An 18,574-nucleotide genomic window follows, 5' to 3' on the forward strand; every position below is an offset into this window, starting at 1 on the left:
TGCGGCGATGGTGTTATCAAACTCTGTTATATGACATTAAAGGCACCGTTCACATCTACAATCTTTGTTGCCAACAAACCTGTTTAACTGCCAAAGTGCCAGAAGCCTTGCCTGCAGCGCCAGCATGCTGGCGCTGCAGGCAAGGCTGCCGTTACAGCCCCGGAATGACAGACACCAGCCAATCTTCCAACATCGAAAAGAGGGAAGGATGCTGTCAGCCCCCTACTACACAGTTGCCAAAGCAACGGATATCGTACGCCCTGCAACGATTACCTGCGATACCGAGTGGGAGAAGGTAAAACGTTACAGTCTCCCTGCGGGTTTCCACTATCTTGTTCGCGACGGAGGCAGGGTTGTTGAGCCCGTGTTGTTCTATCTCCATGACAAATGCGTCCGATCCGCGAGGATTCCGTCGGTAGGAAACACACAAACAGCTTTAACCTATGACCTGTATGAGTGGTTCTCATATCTGGGCCTGCTTCAACAGCACTGGGATACTGTTTGTTTCGATGACATCGAATTGTATCGCGACAAGCTTTTATGCAGCACATCGCCCAAAACCGGCAAAAAATACGCGACAACAACAATACGCCGTCGGCTCAGCACCATAGTGGATTTTTATGAATGGGCAACCAGACAGGGTTTGATTGAATTTGATACGAAAGAGTTCTACGAAGAACGCATCAAACCCCGAAATTATGCAATTACCTCGATGGCGCATATCCGAACCGGCGACAATAGAGTCAAAACGAGTAAACTGCTTCCGAGAACCTATAACAGCGAGACAGCAGAGGCATTTTCTCCGGACGCTCTACAACGGGTACTCGCCGAACTTGGTTCAATCCCTGGAAACAAAGCGGATTGTCGTCCATGCAGAGACCGGCTCATCGCCAGCCTTGCTGTCGCAACCGGCATGCGACTTGACGAATGTGCCAGCCTCACTCTGTCACAATACAAAAATCTCAAGAAAGATAGCAGCTATAGCAATGTCGCATTGCCTCTGTATAAAACCAAAGGCCTGAAGCCGCGCACTGTTATCATACTAAGCATAATCTATGACGACCTGAGACATTACGTAAAAACCGAACGGGCCCGAGCAGTGCGATGCGCGAAAACGCCTGTCGAGACTCTTTTTGTCAATCACGTCCATGCAAAAAGAAACCCGGGTGAAGCCCTGACAGCACATTCCATCTGGCGCCACTTTCAGCGCGCGGTCCTGAAAGCCGGTCTTGTGCGCTTCCCCCATCAAAACGGCACAAGAGGCCCGGCAGCACGCCCCGAAGCCCTGCACAGCTTTCATCACCTGCGTCATACCTTTGCGGTTACCATGTATTTTGAACTGGTTCGCGCGGGCAAAGCAGAACCCTGGCTTAGCCTTCGGACATTACTTGGACATAGTCACATAACGACAACAATCAATACATATCTGCGGAGTGTACAAATTCGGGAAGCACTCATGACAGATACTCTGAATACTTATCTCAAGGCGCTCCGCGATGGTTAGAAAGCGCATGGACAGGTCTTTTCTCTCGCATCGTCCTGCGGTACCAAATTTCGCAGACGACAAATTGGCAGGGTCGGACAAGGAAGAGAAACAATATGGAATTATTAAAAGGCTGTCTCCTGACGGGAAACTCTCACAACTCACGCTGAACTGTCCCCGTTCCGGAAAGTCCAACCGTGGCAGCGCAGAAATCAAGGTCAGTGACGACTGGCTCAGAGCCGAACATCTGTCCATTCCGTTCGCCACTGCAATTTTTTCTCATATTCGCAAATTTGGTCCCTCTACCCAAGCCAACAAGGTTCATGCTCTCAATCGCTTCTTTACTTTCCTTTGCGAGTACAGAAAAACACATTTTGAACTCTCGGATCTGACCACAACTCTTTTCAACGCGTATATTTTCTGGCTCGATACCCAACAGCTCACAAGCAAAACAAAAGCCGGGTTAATCTCCCCACTTCGTATTGTGCTGCGCTATCTTAAACAAAATCCACAATATGCAAGCAAAGTGCCCGGGGATGCTTATATCAAGCCAAATCCGTGGCCTGGTGTGAACGAGCAAGTTTCTCATCGACCCATTTTGGCTATCACCGATCTTGTGAACATTGAACGCGCCTGCATCAAAGAGATGCAGACATGGATGAGCAAATGCGAAGAAGGAAACGACCTTATCGAGGCTGGCAGAGAACGACTTCTGGCTGGCGCGTCGCCTACCGAATACAAGCTTGAGACATTACTGGCAGTGATTGAAGATCAGTATGATGGCTATGTGATGAACAGCAAACAATTCTTTGCTGACTGCGATGGCCGAAGAAAACAGATCGAGTTTTTTGGAGGAATTAAGGGTATCGCCCCGTGGCTCTATGCAACGAAGCGCTCTCTAGTCCCGTTTGTCTTGATGATGGCGATCAGAACCGCCTTCAACCCGGAAACCGTACTGGCACTCTGCAAATCGGATATTCGAAAAAGTCCTTTGCTGAAAGGAAGTTCCGAATTATCGCCAAGATATCGGGTGGTCGGCGGGAAGAAACGCGCGCGGGGAGACCAGATTCGAACCTATCCTCAAGACAGCACAGAGATTGATAGTCCGGTTACCATTTTCCACAATGTCGAAAAGCTGACCGGCCGACTACCAAATGCCGAGCACGATCCCAACCATGACATGCTCTTCATATTTCAGGGCAGAAACTACGGCATGATTTGTAATTTTTTAAATGCAACTTGCACCTTCCCAAACGCTCTGTCTGCTTTCCGAGCAGACAACAAACTCCCTGATTTCAGCATGTCGAGCATTCGCCCAACCATATCGGAGATCGTCAATCAACTCAGCAACGGAGATATCAAGGCTCAGCAGGCCATCCTCAATCATTGGCGTACAGAAACAACGGAAACGCATTATGTGTCGGAAGCCGCCCGACATCGTAGACAGGAAACTCTGGGCAATCTTTTGAACCGACGGGAACGATATATCCGGACATCCGGACAGTCCGATGATCGCATCAATCTTCCAAACAATACTGGTCGCGCCGCAACGCCGGGGTTTGAATGCACGGACCCGTATGATTCTCCTCTCGCGTCCCAGGTTACAGGAGAGCTCTGTACCGCATGGGGAGAGTGTCCGCTATGTCCCCGCGCCGCCGTGATCCCCGGATGCTCACACGCATTGGTACAACTGCTTCATCTTCAAAATGCTATTGAAAAAGCGCGTCACGATTTACCGCCAGGTCGCTGGCTCTATTGGTCAACGGTACAAAAAGCTTTGAACAATTGGGTAAGCAAATTCCAGGATCAGAGCATTTGGCATAAAGCCCGCAATGTTCAAAACACCCACTCCATTCTGATTGAATGAAATGAATCCGATACAAGCCGGTACCGCATATCATCTCATGACGGTGGAAGATCTTCGAAAAGCGCGGATCAACTGCCATTCCTGCTGGTATGATGACAGATGGTTCTTCGACAATCTGACGCCAGGTCACGACGCTGCGGCCAGCACCATACGCTGGGATTTCGTCATGCCCGATGGCAGCAGGTTTGTTGAGCCAAAATGGACGATATTGCTTGACGCCCATCGAAGGCTGGTCTGGTCACTGATTGTCGACCCGCGGCAGCGGCATAGATACAAGCCCAGCTCAATGAGCAAACTCTCCCGGCGGGTTCTGTATCTTGCCCGCTGGATGGGCAAAACCGGCTATGCGCATTTTGGCGAGCTTGATACCGACGCATTCGACCAATATCTTGATGACCTGCTGATAGACACGCGCGACAAAGCAAATCTCAGCGCCGTATATCTTATGGAACATCTGACATTACCTGTTTCCCTTGGATATCAGGCCCCGGTTCTGGCAAAGGCAGGAATTCCTGTACCGGGCAGTGTCCCCTGGCACGGTATGACAGCGTTTGAATTAGCAAAACAGTTGGCAAGCCACGAACAGAACCCCATCCCGCCAATACCTGACCCAATATTTTTAAAAGTGATGACACGCGCCTTGTGCATACTTGATGAAGCAGAGGATATCATATTACAGGCTCGGCATTTCGCGGACAACGAAGTCCTGCAGGTTACTGAAAAACATGCGTCGGACCGGAAGCATTTACGCGATAACATGGATGCCCTCAGCGACGCATGCCTGATTCTCATTCAGGGATTGACCGGCATCAGAGTGAGCGAGTTATTGGGACTGCAGGCCTCTGCTACGCCACTTGCTCAAAATGCCTTGCCTGATTGCATAAAACTTGAGCCCTCGGCAAGCGGTCTTCATGAGATATTTTACCTGTCAGGTCATCTCTACAAGACGACGAAGACACCTCGCCCGGTCACCTGGGTAGCCGGTCTGCGTCCGGTCGGAAGCAATTGCCTTCCTGTTCCGATCAAGGCAATAGCTGTCATCGAAAGACTGTACGCCCCTTGGCGTGCCCGAATAAACGTTGCGGAACTAATTATCGGTTTTAGCCGAACAAAAAGCCTGAACAAAGGTGTGAAAGCTCATACTTTGAGCTGGGTCAATCGTTGCCAGAGAAGATTTTTTGCCAGGAGTGGTATAAAGGATTGGACCGTTTCGTCTCATCAGTGGCGTAAGTCGTTCGCGCAATATGTCATTCGGAGCGACAGCCGGATGCTCCCGGTCCTCCAGGAGCATTTCAAGCATATCAGTATGGCGATGACAGAGCAGGGTTACATAAACGCAGACCCTGAACTGAAACAAATCCTGGACGATGCTGCTGTTCAGTCAACCGTCTCTCTCATTGGCGAAATGGTTTCCGGCAGAAAAATTGTCTCGGGTCCCCTCACCGGTAAACTGGAAAAAAGTGTGTCTCAACTCGAAAAATCTCTGGGCAACCGGACCGGTGAGGACCGTCAGCGCGATATTGAAGAACTGGTACGTTCGTCAGGTATGCGGGCACATCATATTCGTTGGGGAAAAACCTCTCTCGGGATCTGTCTGTTTCGACAAGGAACCGGAAATTGTACGGTAGGCTGTTCCGCTCGATGGGTGATGAGCGCACCGCTATGGTCCGCCGCGCGCCCTGACTTATGTTGGGAATGCCAAAATCTTGTCCTCGACGAGACTCATTTACCCTTCTGGAAAGATCGGCTGAACAAATTGCAAAACGATCTGCAAACGGCAACGACCAATGATGACTTTGCCCTCACGCAACTCTGCGAACAACGCTTGGAACAATGCATTATGGTGCTAAACAAACTTGAAAATACTGAAACGACAGCTACAGAAAACAGCAATCCTGGGTAATCGAACCATGTCCTCTACATCTGTTGAAACAGCATTCATGATGGCGATTGATCGGCTACTCGCCCGCAATGTTCTCAAAGCGAATTCCAGCGATGTATCCAAAATCAGTAAAAGTGCGGTTGCGCGCGAAGCCGGGCACAGTAGGACAACGCTGTACAAATATCCAAACGTGCTTGCACGATTGAAATCACTTGAAGCCACAACGAAACCGTCAAAGCAGAGTAAAATAGTGAGGCTGCGCCAGGAAAATGCCCGACTGGAGCAAGAAAGCAGAATGGCCAGAGACCTGATGGCAACAATGCTGCTTCAAATGCGCGAGATGGAACGACAAACAGCTTCAAGAATTCGTCAGGCAGTACGTATGACACAAGCAGAAGGTTCTGATAAGTAATGGCTTTCCACGACACAGGAAGGCCCTTAACAAGCCTTTTACATTAATCATGGTGGCTACGCCAAGCCTCTGCTAAGGCACATGTCTCCCATCTTCCATAAATCATCCCCACGTACGACAGATCACTTCCTCAGATCAGTAGAGAGACGCCTCCCCAAATTTATGCCTCTGCCCAGTCTGCCAGATTGACAAACAGCCCGAACCAGATTGACCATAGGCCAAGGGCGATGAAAACAAAGCCGGTCAACCAGCGGCGCGCGCGCATCCAGTCGGTAAGCCCGACCAGAAACGAGGCAAATCGCGGCACGACAGAAAACGGCACCAATGGAAGTGATAGCGACAGAGCAAAGACGGTCATCAGGACGAACCCCATCGCGGCGGAACCTGTTGCAGTTGCCGCTCCCATCAGGCCAAACAAGATCGGTGCGGCACAGGCTGGAATGTTCAGGCCGAACGCAATGCCCTGAACCCACGGGTTGCGCGTAACCCGCCAACCATCCGGTGCTATGCGGATACGCTGAAGCAACCGTCTGCCTGCACCGGACAGGAAGACAATCCCGATGACCATATAGATCCCCCCGAACACCAGCCATACGTTGGTCTGAACTCCGATCATGCGTTGTCCCAACATCACGATCACACCACCGAAACCGCCCATGACCAACAGGCGTGCGAGCATGAATGCTGACAAGGCTCCGATCCGCCTACGCATTGGACGGTCGCACTGGCTGTTCAGAAACAGCATGTGTGCGCCAATCGTGCAGGGTTCGATAAACCCCAGCAAACCCAGCCCAAAAGCAAGACCGGTCAGATTGAACAGGTCCGGTGTCACGATTGCAAATTCCTCATTATCGCCACATGGCATCACCCGGCACAGCAAGAGAGTTTGGCAACATCCTTGCCAAAACCCTGGGCGGCAAGTTTCAGTCCCTCGACGGTCGTCAGATACGGAAAGATCGTGTCACCAAGTTCTTTTGCAGTCATGCCGAAACGTAAGGCGATGACCATTGTCTGAATGCTGTCACAGCCCTCGGGTGCCAGTATCTGAGCGCCCAGCAAGCGGTCAGTTGCTTCATCTGCAATGAGTTTTATCAAACCGCGTGTATCACGGGCGGCAAGTGATCTGGGCACCTGATCAAGCGGTACGACAGATGTCTTGACCACAAAGCCCCGTTTCTGTGCCTGAACCTCGGAGAGACCTACTCCTGCAACTTGTGGATCGGTGAAGACAATCCAAGGCATCGTTGTGTTGTCATATGTCCGTTCGTCATGGTTATAGGCATTTAGTGCCGCAAGTTTGGCTCCGTAAGCTGCCATATAAACGAACTGGTCGCGTCCGGTCACATCGCCCGCAGCATATACATCGGGACGCGTTGTCCGCATATAAGCGTCCACAACAATTCCGCCATTCGAATTTACTTCAATTCCGGCCGTTTCGAGTCCTAATCCGTTTGTATTCGGCTTACGGCCCGTCGTTACCAGGATATGTTCAGCAGAAAGAACCTCAGCCTGGCCATCAACGTTAATGGTCAGTTCCGTTTTATCATTCTTCCGCTCAACCCGCTCATAGGTGAGGCCCGTGCGAACGGATACCCCTTCATTCCTTAACTCCTGAGTGAGCGATGCAGTAATTTCCGGTTCTGCTTCGGGAAGAAGCCGTGACCGTGTCACCAGCGTAACCGAGCTGCCGAGCCGTGCAAACATCTGAGCCAGTTCACAACCGATATATCCGCCGCCAATCACGAGAAGTGATTGTGGCTGCTGATCAAGTTCAAGTGCCGTTGTGCTGGTCAGACAAGGGACATTCTCAATGCCCGGAATATCGGGAAATGACGGGGATGTGCCGGTTGCAATGATTGTCTTTCTTGCAACAAGCTTTTTGCCGTCAAGCAGAAGACCGGTGTCATTAAATACAACATCCCCTTCGAGATAATTGATGCCATCATATTCGGGCAGCAGATCGATATATTTCTTCTGACGCAAACCGGAAACCAGATCCTCTTTAGCCTTGATCAGGGACTGCCAGTCAGCGGCATGAGCGTTTCCGGAGAGGCCGGGAAAACGCGTAGCGGCCCCTGCACCATGCACGGCCTCTGCGGCACGGATCATGGTTTTGGAGGGCACACACCCGACATTGACGCATGTGCCGCCAATCATTCCCTTGCCGATAAGTGCGACCCTTGCGCCCTGTTCAGCGGCCGTAATCGCCGCCGAAAAACCAGCCGAACCCGCGCCGATGACAGCAAGGTCATATTCCTGTTTGTCGGTCGAACAACAATTGTTCATATTATTTTCCTTTCCGGGTGGTTGGTTGTGTATCGGTCTCGCAGCAAGCGCGCGCACGGGTTCGTTGCCGGTAGCCGTAAAGGGCCAGGGCAATGAACAGGAGTAATCCGGGTATGAGGACATAGTCTACCCAGCCTAGCCATGCCGAGAGTCCAAGGGCCCCGAACGTGACAACAAGGATTGGTGTGAAACAGCAGATCACAGCAAAAATTGTTCCGAGGACCCCGGTTTTGAAAATGGTGTTGCCACGCATTATTTAATCCCGTGCCTTGGCCGGATAACCGGCATTTGTTGAAGCGATCCCGATGGTTTCCACATTGGCGACTGACGGGTCGAAGGTGACAGTTGCGGTTTTTTTATCGAAGTTGACGTCTACGGTCGCTACGCCGGTGACAGCTTCCATTGCGGTTTTGACCGTCACCGGACACAGGGCACAGGTGATGTTTTCGATGTCGAAAACGGTTGTTTTCTCATCCTGCGATGTGACACTGGCTGCCTGTGCCGCAGTCGGAAGAAGACCTCCCGGATGCATGACAGCCAGTCCCAGAGCAAATGCCCCGGCCACGATAATGTCTGTTCGCTTCATATCTGTTACTCCTAATAGAACAGCGGTGCCCACCAGTTGATTGTCAGGGCCAATCCCACCAGCACGGTTGAGAACCACAGGGCGGCTTTGGTGATCAGGGCGGATTCGGGGTGGGCGCAGTAAGATCCTTCGTCGCACGCCGGTTTTGTCTTGAAATAGACCTGCCAGAACCCCAGCCCGATGAATATCAGTGCGACCGTCGCGAAGAGGGGTTTGTAAGGTTCAAGGGCCGTCAGATTGCCGATCCAGGCCCCCGACACCCCCAGCATCAGAAGCAGGAGTGGTGCGACACAGCAGGCCGACGCAAGAATGGCCCCGGTCACACCCCCAGCCGCAAGCAGCCCTCTTTTTGCCTGTTTCCCGTCATCGGGCGATAGATGGTCCGGTTTGATATCGTTCATGTGATTTGCCTCAAGCTCGTTCCTGATCCAAGCTACAGTCTGTAGTGGCTACAGGCTCAAGAGGGTTTTGACCTTATGGACAATCACAATTCCGGGAGGCGATTAAAACGTGGCGAACTGGCAAAGGTGACGGGCTGTCACCTTGAAACCATCCGCTATTATGAAAAGACCGGCATGATGCCCGACCCGCCGCGCAACACAGCGGGCTACAGGATGTATGACGATACACATGTTTCCCGGTTGCGGTTCATTCTGCGCGCCCGGGAACTGGGGTTTTCGATTGAAGATATCCGGGGGTTGCTTGATCTCATGGATGGTCAGTTGCAAACATGCTCGGAGGTCAAACAGCGGACGGAAAGCCATCTTGCTGACGTGCGCGTAAAAATCGCCGACCTGAAACGGATCGAACAGGTCCTGACGGAGACGGCTGCACGATGTTCGGGAGAAGACGTACCGGAATGTCCTGTGCTGGAGACGCTGTCATGCACTTCGGGCAACAGCATTTGATGTCGGCAATGCCAGAAGCTGAAAGAAACAAGATATCAATTCTTGCGATGTTGCAGGCCAGACGTCAAATCGCGGTACGCATCCATCAAAGGACGATCCCCGGAGACATGGTCCGTGTGCTCCTGATCAAGCTTTTCAAGTGCTGCCAGCATGAATTCGGCAATATCAAGCCTTTCCTGCCAGCAGGCATATCTGAAAGCATGTAATACAGCACGCTCCAACGGGTCGGTTCCAGAAGACATTATTCTGCACCTCCTTCATATCGAGGTTAGAGGTTAGAGGTTAGAGGTTAGAGGTTAGAGGCTACGCTATCTGGCAGCAGGAAGGTCAACAGAATTCTTCCAGATAGAGCGGATCAGCCGATAGACGACAGAATGGGGAATGTTTTCAGCAGCCAGAAAGCAAAGGCGGACATATAACCGGTCATCATGGCCACTCCCATGGCAATCATGATCAAGGCGGCGGCTGCACGGAAAAAACGCCCGAAACGCCCTATGGATTTCAATCTGACGGACAGGCTCTCGGTAAAAAGTGCTGCCAGAAGAAACGGCACACCAAGCCCCACGGAATATACGGTCAGCAATGCAATACCATCGCTGACCGTTGCCGACGAGGCGCTGACAGTCAGAATGGCACCGAGAATAGGGCCAATGCAGGGCGTCCACCCGAACGCAAAAGCAAGCCCAAGCACATATGCCGAAGTCACACGCCCACCAGGCAGATCAAGATGAAAGCGTGCTTCTCGCATCATCCATGCTGGACGGAGCGTTCCCAGCATGAATAGCCCGAACAGAATGACAATGCCGCCACCAACCAGATTCATCTCGAACCGGTATCCGAGCAGGAACTGACCAAGTGCTGTTGCACTGGCCCCCAGAAGGACGAAAACCGTGGTGAAGCCCAAAACGAAACACAGGCTGAAACCAAGAGATGACAATCGACCAACTCGGATTGCCTCCGTTCTGGTCGAAAGAGAGACACCACCCGCGATATAGGAGATATATCCGGGAACCAGAGGCAGCACGCATGGCGAGAGAAACGAGATGAGGCCTGCGGCGAACGCGCTTATTATGCCGATATTGGAAAGTTCAGGCATTAATCTGTATTCCGTAAAATCAGGAACCAAGTATTCAGAGAACAGGAAGGTCAGCTTAGTAAACAGTATTGTATCCGCCCTTGTTTCAAGGCTCTTTTCCCGCTTTTGAGAACCAGTCTGTCAACCGATCCAGCCATCCCTTTTTAACAGGCGGCTTTGGGGAGTGGACAGCGTTTGTCAATCCGTTCACATAAAGGATCAGGTTGATCTGTTTGAAACCCGTGCCATGAAAAATACCGGCATGGCGGGTATTCCGGTCGATCATATGAACCATCGGCGCAGATCCGTTCCGCTGGCTCAACCTGGCGAAATCATCGGCAACGATTGCAGCGCTGATATCCGAAGATGGCGTCGTAGGCCGCCAGTTCAGCGAATCCCAAGAGGAAGCTCCTGAAAAACCTTCGGAATGAACGGTAACGAACATGACCATGTCCCGCATCGGACTAATATTCAACTGCTCCTGAATGGCGGCCAGCAGGATCTGCTGCTCTGCACAGGCAGCACCACAATTATCGGTTACGAAGCTCAAAATAAGTATCTGATCATCAAGTTCGCCCAGAACAAAACGCTCCCCGGTTTTATCGAGAAGCTCAATTTCTGGAACCGATGCGATGTCCGTTACCTCGAAATGTGGTTCCTTTTCCGCCATGACCTCGTCAAGGCGTTCACCGGGATGGTGGGCGAAAGCAGGCGAGGCAATCAATGTCAGGATCAAAAGCAACAACCGGATCATTCCGCTTCCCCCTGCGGTCCTTTGGCAGCTATGCCAAGAATGGCAACGTCAATACTGATCTCGCCTGCGTTTTCAAAGCGCAATGTCATGGGAAACTTCTCACCTTCACGGAGTTTTTCATGCAATCCCGTCAACATGAGATGCATTGCCCCCGGCGCCAGAGTGACCGGGCGGTTGGCAGGAACATCCAGAGCCATGACATGTCGCATCCGGCGAACATCATCGACCGTGACGACATCATGTATCATCACATGGTCGGCCACAGCTGTGGTGATTTCCAGAAGGCGGTCGGTCGCAGCGCTTGTGATCGTAAGATATGCCACACCCGGACGGGATGTCAGAATCGTGGCACGTGCCCAGGCGTCAGATATTTCGACAAGGTTTCCGGCAGAAACCGGTAGTGCTGATAGCAAGGTCATGACGAGGGCGATGGCTGTTCTTTTCATATTGTACTCCCATTCATGATCGCGAGAATCCGGATTGCCATGTCTTCTGCCGGCTGATCTCCTTCACGAAAGACAGTCAGGTAACGCCCATCCGGTGCCATCAGATAAAGATGCCCGGAATGGGCCATCAAATAGCCGTCCGGTGCTGTATCGTCGTCCAACTTTTCGTAATAGACCCGAAAAGCCTCGGCGGCTGCAGCGACATCCTCCTTACTACCGGTCAATCCGATCAGCGCCGGATGAAAGGCCTCGACATATTCAGCCATGACATCAGGTGTATCGCGTACCGGATCAATTGTAATGAATATCGGTGCCACACGGTCGGCTTCGGATTCCATTCGGTCAAGCGCATCCGCCATATAGGCCAGTGTGGTCGGACAAACATCAGGGCAGTGTGTGAAACCAAAAAAGACAAGTTGCCAACGCCCCGGAAAGCTTGCTTCGGTCACACGGTTTCCCTGATGATCGGTCAAGGAAAAATCAGAGTGAATGGCGGCTTCTCCCGTCCCTTCGGCCCCCGACGACATTTGCTTGCGGTCGGAAGCCTGAAAGATATATGCGCCGCCAAAGAGCAGGGCAGCAAGAACAACCATCCCCCATAATATAGAACGGATGAAACGTAACCGGTTGAAATTATTCGATGTCATGAAACGATCCCGTAGAAAATCCCGCCCGGGAATTTGTCCCAGGCGGGTGTGGTGTCACGGTATTATTTATCGGTAGACTTCGACATGTGATCGGTCATCGCAGCCATCATTTCTGTACACTGCTCCATCATCGGCCCCATCTGGCTCATCATCTTCATCATGCCCATCATTCCCTGCATGTCTCCCATGCCCGAGTTGCCGTCATGCTCCATCATCGGGGATTGCTTGTCAGGAGCTTGGTCTTCCTGGGCATAAAGGGCTGTTGTCGCCAGTCCCGTGACCATCATTGTGGCAAACGCGGTGAGTTTGATTGATTTACGCATCTCTAACATTCCTTTCGGTTGGGGATTCATCTCCCGACTGGGGCGTCACAGACGCTGCACTTGCGTCTGATACAGTCAGGGACCTTCCGGCTTCATTGCCGGGAAGACTGTTTTTCGGGATTTCATCGGAGGAAGGGGCGATATCGCTGGCGCTCTTTTTCGATGAACAGGCCTTTTTGTTCATGCACAAACCCAGCGCACACATCGCCACGCACGGCAGAACGGAAAGGAGCAATGGCGCGATACCGGCGGCAACCAGCCAGCTCCAGTTAAATGCAAGCCCAGCGACAAGTGCGGTTCCGGCCAGCACAAGTACACCGCGACGTCCCTTCAGGTAATATCGAACGGCATGAACCACGTCATGCCCAAGCGAGGTATTACCGGATTTGGCTTGTTGTATCTCGGTCATAGGAGTTCCTTCCTCAATCGGTGTAGATGTGGGATTTAAGAAAATCTATCATCTCTGCTGTCGCCCATTCGGTCGGTCCGACAAGTCGACCAAGCTCGCGGCCATTCCTGTCAATCAGAAGCGTCGTCGGTAAACCGGGGATGCCCAGAGCCGTCGTGGTTTTCATGGTTGGATCTATGAAAAGGTCCAGATGCCGGATGCCGATTTCGGTATAGAAATCTTGCACCACATCCGCTCCGGCCCGGTCGATTGATAAAGCCATAACTTTGAATACCGAATTGCCGAGTTCGGCCTGCAAGGCATCCAGGGTTAGCATTTCCTCGCGGCATGGAACACACCAGGTCGCCCAGACATTCAGCAAGACGACCGTTCCCTCGAAATCACTCAATGTCATGGGTTGACCTTCGACGTTTTCGAACCCGAACTCGGGAAGAGGCCGGGGAACATCATGCATGACAAACGAGCGCTGTTGGCTCTGCCTTCCATTGTCCGTCGCCTGATGGGAGACATTCTTTTCGTTGCGGAAAGACACCATGGTCAGAGCTGCGACAGCCACCAGTATGATGACAGCGGCAAACCCCACTTTCAGGTTCATATGCACCAAGAGGCTCTTCATCGAGGTGCCTCCGCAGTTCCGGCACCTGAGGCCTCATTACGCAATTTTTCGACCCTTGGCAGAATGGTCTCGGCCAACACTTTTTCCGTTACCGGCCCGACATGCTTGTAAGCAATGTTCCCTTTTGCATCGACAACGAAGGTCTCAGGGACGCCATAGACGCCCCAGTCAATTGCCACACGCCCGTTAATGTCCGCACCTGTTCTCGTATAGGGATCGCCAAGGCTATCGAGCCATTCTGCAGCGTCGTCAGGCTGATCCTTATAGTTCAGACCATGCAGTGGAACGGTGCCGTCGCGGGCCAGTTTCATGAACACGGGGTGTTCTTCACGGCACGCGACACACCAAGAGGCAAAAACATTGACCAGCGACACTTCACCTCTGAGATCCGTACTCGACAAACCTTGCATCCGGCCTTTTACCGGCGGAAGGTCAAATTCGGGGACTTGTCTGCCCAACAGGGCCGAGGGGAGCGTGTTGGGATCAAGAGTCAATCCTTTCCCCAGGGCCACACCCAATATCAAGGCGATGCCAAGCGGCAGAAAATAGATCAGCCGGTTGAACCGTTTCTGCGGGCGATGTTCTTTGGGGACTGCAATCATCTCGCCCTCCCGTCTTTAAGATTGAGATTATGCTGGAATTCGCGTTCTTCGTCTGACCAGACACTCTTGATATAACCGAGTACCGCGATGATCTCCTCATCACTCAGCACATCCTCAAATGCAGGCATATCGCTCTCATACCCCGGCACGACAGCGCCAACCCCGAACTTGGTGATCGCAAACAGTTCCTGATCGCTATGGCGCCATGTGTGGCCACTGGCATCGTGTGGCGGCGCGGGCATCCGCCCGGTGTCAAGGCGGCGCTTCCAGTTTTTCTGCCCCTTAAGATTTGCACCATGGCACGATGCGCAAAATTCAACATAGTCATCGTTGCCCAGTGCTATCTGTTCCGGAGTGAGCGGCTTTTCGAGAAAAGTCAGATTCTCGAGCTTCGCGCTGGCATCCATCACGCCGAACAACAAAGCCATGCCAACGCCAGCCATTAATCCGGTGACCATTGATCCGGGCGATACCGCACTCATTTCCCGCCCCGAAGATATTTAAACAACGCGAGAACGCTCATGATCAGGATCGCAAGGATCAGAAGAAACACAAGACCGCCTCCTGCCATCATCAGCATCATCATCGGGCCACCCATCATCGAACCATCCATCATCTGTCCAAAACACTCATTCATTGGCGTAAACGGCAATGCCGTCCTCTCCGAACCCATAGGTTTTCAGCGTCCCGGTTTTTTCACGTGCCATGCCCGGCGCATTTGGTGGCATGCCGGGCAGCGTGATACCCGTTATATCCGGGCGTTCATCAAGCATCCGTTCAATGATCTCGGCGGGAACCAGCCCGCTTACGACATATCCGTCAATCTCGGCCAAATGGCAGCCCAGCCCTTGCTCCGGGACACCGGCGGCAACGGATCGCTTGTCGAAATCACGATCATCGACACGGGTAACCTGATATCCATTGGTCTCAAGATATTCGCCATAGGCATCACAGCATCCGCAGTTCGGGTCCCGATAAATTGTGATCGATTTGCTTCTCTCACCAGCTACTGTCACGTTCGTTTGCGCCTCTCCTTTTCCCGGAGCAAACATTGTAAATGCAGCACTTCCGGCAACAGCCAGAATCGCAACACCTGTCACAATCACTAATTTTCTCATCTGTTTCTCCATCATCATATGTTCGCAATGGCGGTCCACGTCCTGCCACCGTCTGGGCTTTGTAAAACCCCGTCGTCATTCACAATTACGAGATCATCAGCGCGTAGCGGATGAACCGCGAGTGCTGTTGCGATAACTTCTGAACGCTTTAACCAGGTGACACCCGCATCCTGCGATTGCCAAATTCCGGATGGCAATCCGGCATAAAGTGTGGCCGGTCGCGATACCGCACTGACCAGCGCACTCACAGGTTCACCCTCAGGTAAGGGTACTTTGGGAGTTGCCTGCTTTCCGGACGCAAGAGCATCCATGGCATCGCCCGGCTGAACATCCTGCCAACGGCAGAAACAATCCGGCACACGCGTTACACCGGTATCGGTTCCGGCATATAGCCAGATCCCACCCATTCCGGTTGCCAGATCGACTGAAGACAGTGCTGTCAGATCTCGCTCGGCATTCGCTAACCATGGCCGGTCCATGACAAACACCCATGACTGACCAGCATCATCGCTCTGCCATAAGCCGTCACCGCGAATGGCGGCATATATGGTATCTGGGTTTGTCGCCGCAGTTGTGATGGCAGTGACTGCCGCTTTTGGCAGTCCTTGCCCACGCACGTCCCAACTTTTCCCGCCATCGACAGACAGAACTACGCCGCCGGTATCCAGACCGCCAACAATGCGGCCCGGCCGTTCCGGATGTGTTGTAAAAGTGAGAATGGTGCCTTCCGACACCTTCGGCAGCGCTGTCCAGTTTTGGCTCCCACTGCGATAAAGAAGCGCTGAACCGCGTGCCACGATCAGCGCATTACCGTAAAAAGCGATTGCGCTGCTTGTGCTTTTACTAGCCGCAGCAAAGGCCGTTGCGGGCAACAGGCAGAGGCCGGCACCCGCCACGAGACCGTGAAGCAGCGCACGTCGGGAAACGGGACCTGCGACTATGGTATTTTTCTTCATATGCGTATTTCTCAAGGAGTTGGAGCGATCAGACCGTAATCCGAATCCTGCTCACAAGGGTCCTATAAGGTTTGATCTTCAGAGGCCGGGCACCAGTAAAAGCGGGACGCTCAAGGCCGGGGCGGATTGCCGCCTGCTCGTTGAGTGAAGCTGAAGCTATGCTTTGGTGCATGTCGCGACTGCGCCAGGAAATACCGACCAAAGCCGACATTTTGGCACCCGTAGATCGGAAAACATGATTTCCAACCTTGTCTGAAGAAGCTATAAGGCCCACAATAAAAATTGCGAGCACAAAGCATGTCATGAGAAATCGCGGTGATGCCCCATGACACTGATATCCTCAAACCAAATCGGGTTAAAGAGATATCAGTTCAGAATGTTGGTTCTGGGAGGGAATGGATCAGGAGAGTTTGAGCGGCTGGTAAGGCTGCCTGTCGGCCCGAAATGCGCGACCGAGGCGAGCGCAGGTATTGCAACTTGTACAGGCGCAATTGCGATAGTCGATACTTGAGGACACGCAATATCGCAGTCCGGCATGCTGTCGCCGCTGCCAGAACAATCCTGACAATTGTCTATTGCCAATTCCGCCATCGGCATACCGACCTTCATAACAGCAGCATTGACCGTCTGGAAACTTGTCCCGACGGCAAAAGCAGCTATCAAAAGTATGGTCAAAAACCTGATGCGATTGAGCATAGTCTACTTCTATCCCAAGGATGCGATGCTGTCTATATCGAACTACAGTAAATCCTACTGCTGTCAATCTGGCACACCTCTGTGCCCATATCCAGAGACCAGGAGAATTGTTGGGTTACGCAGCATTTAATAAGATTTGATTGTGCTTCATCTATAAATTGATTGTTAGCAAGTCATACCCGCAGATTAGTGAATAACTCAGCACAACAGGTTGTTCATCTGTAGCGCATAACGTGATTTCATGGCGATGAATGCAGTAATCTATTGTTTTCACCTTGCTGATGGCTCAAGCAGCAGATGTAAATTCGTGAAATAGTCTGTCTTTGCCACAATATTGCCACTTGACGAAACCGGGGGAGCCCGATATTGCGTATGTTGCAATGCATCACTAAGGAACATTCCGTGCGCATCCTTTCCTGCTTTCTTGCAATCGCGATAGCCATGACAGTTCTGCTGTCGGGGGTTGAGGGTGTGCAAGCAGGTTCGGGACATGGCCATGACAATCATCACGGCGTCATGATGGATGTTTCTGATAGCTCGCAACATGATCGACGTGACATGCATGCGGATCTTTGCGGTATGGCGGTTTGCGGCCCGTTCGTTAAAGAAGTAGAAGGTGTTCTGTCTTCCAGCCCAACGGTGCTTGCGGTAACATACTGGTATCAGGACCTGACTTTGACTTCCGCAGATTTGGACGTTAGAGCCAAGCCTCCGCGTTCCTGAGATATTTCAGATTTTCCGAACATCCCTTTGCCTGGTTCAATCACTGTTCCTCGAATGAAACAGCGTTTTGCCTGAATTACAGCAGCGCAGACTGTTGTCGTGATTGAACATGGGACGAGGGCCTTCTTACTGAATATCTATTAGGAGCATGTACATGCCCAACTTCAAGAATTCCCTTATGCGTCGCGTTAGCGTTTCAACCTTTATTCTTGGCGCGCTTGTCGGTCTTCAGTCACCTGCCTTTGCGGGTGCGGGTCATAGTGGCGGTCATAATGACGGTGCATCGGAAATCGGGGCACCCGGCGAGATATCCGATGTGCGGCGCACCATCAGAATCACGATGGAAGACAATTTCTACGACAAGGAAAAAATCATTGTCCGGGGCGGTGAAACCGTTCGCTTCGTTATCGAGAACAAGGGCGAATTTGTTCACGAATTCAACATTGGAACTGCAGCCATGCATGCAGGTCATCAGGAAGAAATGATGATGATGATGGAACATGGAGCGCTTGAGGCCGACAAGATCAACATGGACATGATGGAAATGGACATGGGGAATGGAATGACCATGAAGCATGACGACCCCAACAGCGTTTTGCTGGAACCGGGCAAGTCGGCTGAGGTGATCTGGACGTTCCCCAAAGATGCGGAACTTGAGTACGCATGCAATGTCCCGGGTCACTATGAAAGCGGCATGGTCGGCAAAGTCCGCCTGCAGTAATCGGTCATCCACCTTCCTGCGCCAGAGGTTTTTCTCCCTTGGGCCTCTGGCGCACCTGATCTTT

The 18,574-nt window shown here is 52.1% G+C and carries 26 protein-coding genes; 7 read left to right on the plus strand and 19 right to left on the minus strand.

Annotation, left to right across the window (positions count from 1 at the left end; genetic code table 11):
- Nucleotides 1–124 precede the first annotated feature (124 nt).
- From K355_RS0116300 to K355_RS0116315, 4 genes are read left to right on the plus strand one after another with little or no spacing between them, the layout of a single operon-like run.
- Nucleotides 125–1,504 (plus strand): tyrosine-type recombinase/integrase, encoded by a 1,380-nt coding sequence (locus tag K355_RS0116300; RefSeq protein WP_022733221.1) that lies wholly within the window; start codon nt 125–127, stop codon nt 1,502–1,504.
- Nucleotides 1,497–3,350: a phage integrase SAM-like domain-containing protein gene (locus tag K355_RS0116305; protein ID WP_028791675.1), complete on the plus strand. Its 1,854-nt coding sequence runs from the start codon at nt 1,497–1,499 to the stop codon at nt 3,348–3,350. The genes K355_RS0116300 and K355_RS0116305 overlap by 8 nt, the downstream gene beginning before the upstream one ends.
- Nucleotides 3,351–3,387: 37 nt before the next feature.
- A complete protein-coding gene (locus K355_RS0116310) occupies nt 3,388–5,253 on the plus strand; it encodes a hypothetical protein (protein ID WP_147250396.1) in 1,866 nt (621 codons plus the stop codon).
- Nucleotides 5,254–5,260: 7 nt separating this feature from the next.
- Entirely contained in the window at nt 5,261–5,644 is a 384-nt protein-coding gene (locus K355_RS0116315) for a hypothetical protein (protein ID WP_033368996.1), read from the plus strand.
- A 160-nt stretch (nt 5,645–5,804) separates the two neighbouring features.
- Here the strand turns inward: K355_RS0116315 and K355_RS0116320 are convergent, their stop codons facing one another.
- From K355_RS0116320 to K355_RS0116335, 5 genes are read right to left on the minus strand one after another with little or no spacing between them, the layout of a single operon-like run.
- Nucleotides 5,805–6,476 (minus strand): cytochrome c biogenesis protein CcdA, encoded by a 672-nt coding sequence (locus tag K355_RS0116320; protein ID WP_245562961.1) that lies wholly within the window; start codon nt 6,474–6,476, stop codon nt 5,805–5,807.
- Nucleotides 6,477–6,508: 32 nt separating this feature from the next.
- Nucleotides 6,509–7,930: a mercury(II) reductase gene (merA, locus tag K355_RS0116325; RefSeq protein ID WP_022733226.1), complete on the minus strand. Its 1,422-nt coding sequence runs from the start codon at nt 7,928–7,930 to the stop codon at nt 6,509–6,511.
- 1 nt (nt 7,931) lies between these two features.
- Nucleotides 7,932–8,183, minus strand: a complete 252-nt coding sequence (gene merF, locus K355_RS24185; RefSeq protein ID WP_022733227.1) for a mercury resistance system transport protein MerF — start codon at nt 8,181–8,183, stop codon at nt 7,932–7,934.
- A gap of 3 nt (nt 8,184–8,186) precedes the next feature.
- Nucleotides 8,187–8,516 (minus strand): heavy-metal-associated domain-containing protein, encoded by a 330-nt coding sequence (locus K355_RS0116330; RefSeq protein WP_022733228.1) that lies wholly within the window; start codon nt 8,514–8,516, stop codon nt 8,187–8,189.
- Nucleotides 8,517–8,527: 11 nt separating this feature from the next.
- Nucleotides 8,528–8,917 carry a mercuric transporter MerT family protein gene (locus tag K355_RS0116335; RefSeq protein WP_022733229.1) on the minus strand — a complete coding sequence of 130 codons (390 nt, stop codon included), beginning with the start codon at nt 8,915–8,917 and terminating at the stop codon, nt 8,528–8,530.
- A 75-nt stretch (nt 8,918–8,992) separates the two neighbouring features.
- Between K355_RS0116335 and K355_RS0116340 the strand changes: the two genes are divergently transcribed.
- Complete coding sequence (locus tag K355_RS0116340; protein ID WP_022733230.1) at nt 8,993–9,424, plus strand: MerR family transcriptional regulator; 432 nt, start codon at nt 8,993–8,995, stop codon at nt 9,422–9,424.
- A 35-nt stretch (nt 9,425–9,459) separates the two neighbouring features.
- Here the strand turns inward: K355_RS0116340 and K355_RS0116345 are convergent, their stop codons facing one another.
- From K355_RS0116345 to K355_RS0116415, 14 genes are all read right to left on the minus strand, one after another.
- Nucleotides 9,460–9,666, minus strand: coding sequence for a hypothetical protein (locus K355_RS0116345; RefSeq protein WP_022733231.1), 207 nt, complete (start codon nt 9,664–9,666; stop codon nt 9,460–9,462).
- Nucleotides 9,667–9,779: 113 nt separating this feature from the next.
- Nucleotides 9,780–10,520, minus strand: coding sequence for a cytochrome c biogenesis CcdA family protein (locus tag K355_RS0116350; RefSeq protein WP_022733232.1), 741 nt, complete (start codon nt 10,518–10,520; stop codon nt 9,780–9,782).
- Between the two features lie 85 nt (nt 10,521–10,605).
- Nucleotides 10,606–11,244, minus strand: a complete 639-nt coding sequence (locus tag K355_RS24190; RefSeq protein WP_147250397.1) for a thioredoxin domain-containing protein — start codon at nt 11,242–11,244, stop codon at nt 10,606–10,608.
- 5 nt (nt 11,245–11,249) lie between these two features.
- Nucleotides 11,250–11,699, minus strand: coding sequence for a copper chaperone PCu(A)C (locus K355_RS0116360; RefSeq protein ID WP_022733234.1), 450 nt, complete (start codon nt 11,697–11,699; stop codon nt 11,250–11,252).
- Nucleotides 11,696–12,346 (minus strand): SCO family protein, encoded by a 651-nt coding sequence (locus K355_RS0116365; RefSeq protein ID WP_028791677.1) that lies wholly within the window; start codon nt 12,344–12,346, stop codon nt 11,696–11,698. The genes K355_RS0116360 and K355_RS0116365 overlap by 4 nt, the downstream gene beginning before the upstream one ends.
- 62 nt (nt 12,347–12,408) lie before the next feature.
- Nucleotides 12,409–12,669 carry a hypothetical protein gene (locus tag K355_RS0116370; RefSeq protein ID WP_022733236.1) on the minus strand — a complete coding sequence of 87 codons (261 nt, stop codon included), beginning with the start codon at nt 12,667–12,669 and terminating at the stop codon, nt 12,409–12,411.
- Entirely contained in the window at nt 12,662–13,078 is a 417-nt protein-coding gene (locus K355_RS25945) for a hypothetical protein (RefSeq protein ID WP_022733237.1), read from the minus strand. Before K355_RS25945 ends, K355_RS0116370 begins: the two co-directional genes overlap by 8 nt.
- 13 nt (nt 13,079–13,091) lie before the next feature.
- Nucleotides 13,092–13,694 (minus strand): TlpA family protein disulfide reductase, encoded by a 603-nt coding sequence (locus K355_RS0116380; protein WP_022733238.1) that lies wholly within the window; start codon nt 13,692–13,694, stop codon nt 13,092–13,094.
- Nucleotides 13,691–14,296, minus strand: coding sequence for a DsbE family thiol:disulfide interchange protein (locus K355_RS0116385; protein WP_022733239.1), 606 nt, complete (start codon nt 14,294–14,296; stop codon nt 13,691–13,693). Before K355_RS0116385 ends, K355_RS0116380 begins: the two co-directional genes overlap by 4 nt.
- Nucleotides 14,293–14,778 carry a c-type cytochrome gene (locus K355_RS0116390; RefSeq protein ID WP_033368997.1) on the minus strand — a complete coding sequence of 162 codons (486 nt, stop codon included), beginning with the start codon at nt 14,776–14,778 and terminating at the stop codon, nt 14,293–14,295. Before K355_RS0116390 ends, K355_RS0116385 begins: the two co-directional genes overlap by 4 nt.
- Nucleotides 14,775–14,912 (minus strand): hypothetical protein, encoded by a 138-nt coding sequence (locus tag K355_RS25600; protein WP_155988749.1) that lies wholly within the window; start codon nt 14,910–14,912, stop codon nt 14,775–14,777. The genes K355_RS0116390 and K355_RS25600 overlap by 4 nt, the downstream gene beginning before the upstream one ends.
- A gap of 13 nt (nt 14,913–14,925) precedes the next feature.
- Entirely contained in the window at nt 14,926–15,414 is a 489-nt protein-coding gene (locus K355_RS0116400) for a DUF411 domain-containing protein (protein ID WP_022733242.1), read from the minus strand.
- Nucleotides 15,415–15,428: 14 nt separating this feature from the next.
- Nucleotides 15,429–16,370 carry a WD40/YVTN/BNR-like repeat-containing protein gene (locus K355_RS24200; protein WP_022733243.1) on the minus strand — a complete coding sequence of 314 codons (942 nt, stop codon included), beginning with the start codon at nt 16,368–16,370 and terminating at the stop codon, nt 15,429–15,431.
- Nucleotides 16,371–16,736: 366 nt separating this feature from the next.
- Entirely contained in the window at nt 16,737–17,066 is a 330-nt protein-coding gene (locus K355_RS0116415; RefSeq protein WP_022733245.1) for a hypothetical protein, read from the minus strand.
- 366 nt (nt 17,067–17,432) lie between these two features.
- On the opposite strand from K355_RS0116415, the gene K355_RS0116420 reads away from it, so the two are divergent.
- Nucleotides 17,433–17,789, plus strand: a complete 357-nt coding sequence (locus tag K355_RS0116420; RefSeq protein ID WP_133125091.1) for a hypothetical protein — start codon at nt 17,433–17,435, stop codon at nt 17,787–17,789.
- A 154-nt stretch (nt 17,790–17,943) separates the two neighbouring features.
- Entirely contained in the window at nt 17,944–18,510 is a 567-nt protein-coding gene (locus tag K355_RS0116425; protein WP_022733247.1) for a cupredoxin domain-containing protein, read from the plus strand.
- Nucleotides 18,511–18,574 lie beyond the last annotated feature (64 nt).

This window comes from Thalassospira lucentensis MCCC 1A00383 = DSM 14000, from assembly GCF_000421265.1.
Classification (GTDB): Bacteria; Pseudomonadota; Alphaproteobacteria; order Rhodospirillales; family Thalassospiraceae; genus Thalassospira; species Thalassospira lucentensis.

What these genes read in the sequence shown, in the direction of transcription:
- K355_RS25945 (WP_022733237.1), bottom strand. Translation starts at nt 13,078, where the DNA reads ATGACCGAGATACAACAAGCCAAATCCGGTAATACCTCGCTTGGGCAT.
- K355_RS0116335 (WP_022733229.1), bottom strand. Translation starts at nt 8,917, where the DNA reads ATGAACGATATCAAACCGGACCATCTATCGCCCGATGACGGGAAACAG.
- K355_RS24200 (WP_022733243.1), bottom strand. Translation starts at nt 16,370, where the DNA reads ATGAAGAAAAATACCATAGTCGCAGGTCCCGTTTCCCGACGTGCGCTG.
- merA (WP_022733226.1), bottom strand. Translation starts at nt 7,930, where the DNA reads ATGAACAATTGTTGTTCGACCGACAAACAGGAATATGACCTTGCTGTC.
- K355_RS0116425 (WP_022733247.1), top strand. Translation starts at nt 17,944, where the DNA reads ATGCCCAACTTCAAGAATTCCCTTATGCGTCGCGTTAGCGTTTCAACC.
- K355_RS0116315 (WP_033368996.1), top strand. Translation starts at nt 5,261, where the DNA reads ATGTCCTCTACATCTGTTGAAACAGCATTCATGATGGCGATTGATCGG.
- K355_RS0116305 (WP_028791675.1), top strand. Translation starts at nt 1,497, where the DNA reads ATGGTTAGAAAGCGCATGGACAGGTCTTTTCTCTCGCATCGTCCTGCG.
- K355_RS0116400 (WP_022733242.1), bottom strand. Translation starts at nt 15,414, where the DNA reads ATGAGAAAATTAGTGATTGTGACAGGTGTTGCGATTCTGGCTGTTGCC.
- K355_RS0116310 (WP_147250396.1), top strand. Translation starts at nt 3,388, where the DNA reads ATGACGGTGGAAGATCTTCGAAAAGCGCGGATCAACTGCCATTCCTGC.
- K355_RS0116385 (WP_022733239.1), bottom strand. Translation starts at nt 14,296, where the DNA reads ATGATTGCAGTCCCCAAAGAACATCGCCCGCAGAAACGGTTCAACCGG.
- K355_RS0116340 (WP_022733230.1), top strand. Translation starts at nt 8,993, where the DNA reads ATGGACAATCACAATTCCGGGAGGCGATTAAAACGTGGCGAACTGGCA.
- K355_RS0116415 (WP_022733245.1), bottom strand. Translation starts at nt 17,066, where the DNA reads ATGCTCAATCGCATCAGGTTTTTGACCATACTTTTGATAGCTGCTTTT.
- K355_RS0116380 (WP_022733238.1), bottom strand. Translation starts at nt 13,694, where the DNA reads ATGAAGAGCCTCTTGGTGCATATGAACCTGAAAGTGGGGTTTGCCGCT.
- K355_RS0116345 (WP_022733231.1), bottom strand. Translation starts at nt 9,666, where the DNA reads ATGTCTTCTGGAACCGACCCGTTGGAGCGTGCTGTATTACATGCTTTC.
- K355_RS0116300 (WP_022733221.1), top strand. Translation starts at nt 125, where the DNA reads ATGCTGGCGCTGCAGGCAAGGCTGCCGTTACAGCCCCGGAATGACAGA.
- K355_RS25600 (WP_155988749.1), bottom strand. Translation starts at nt 14,912, where the DNA reads ATGATGGATGGTTCGATGATGGGTGGCCCGATGATGATGCTGATGATG.
- K355_RS0116370 (WP_022733236.1), bottom strand. Translation starts at nt 12,669, where the DNA reads ATGCGTAAATCAATCAAACTCACCGCGTTTGCCACAATGATGGTCACG.
- merF (WP_022733227.1), bottom strand. Translation starts at nt 8,183, where the DNA reads ATGCGTGGCAACACCATTTTCAAAACCGGGGTCCTCGGAACAATTTTT.
- K355_RS0116390 (WP_033368997.1), bottom strand. Translation starts at nt 14,778, where the DNA reads ATGAGTGCGGTATCGCCCGGATCAATGGTCACCGGATTAATGGCTGGC.
- K355_RS0116350 (WP_022733232.1), bottom strand. Translation starts at nt 10,520, where the DNA reads ATGCCTGAACTTTCCAATATCGGCATAATAAGCGCGTTCGCCGCAGGC.
- K355_RS0116365 (WP_028791677.1), bottom strand. Translation starts at nt 12,346, where the DNA reads ATGACATCGAATAATTTCAACCGGTTACGTTTCATCCGTTCTATATTA.
- K355_RS0116330 (WP_022733228.1), bottom strand. Translation starts at nt 8,516, where the DNA reads ATGAAGCGAACAGACATTATCGTGGCCGGGGCATTTGCTCTGGGACTG.
- K355_RS0116360 (WP_022733234.1), bottom strand. Translation starts at nt 11,699, where the DNA reads ATGAAAAGAACAGCCATCGCCCTCGTCATGACCTTGCTATCAGCACTA.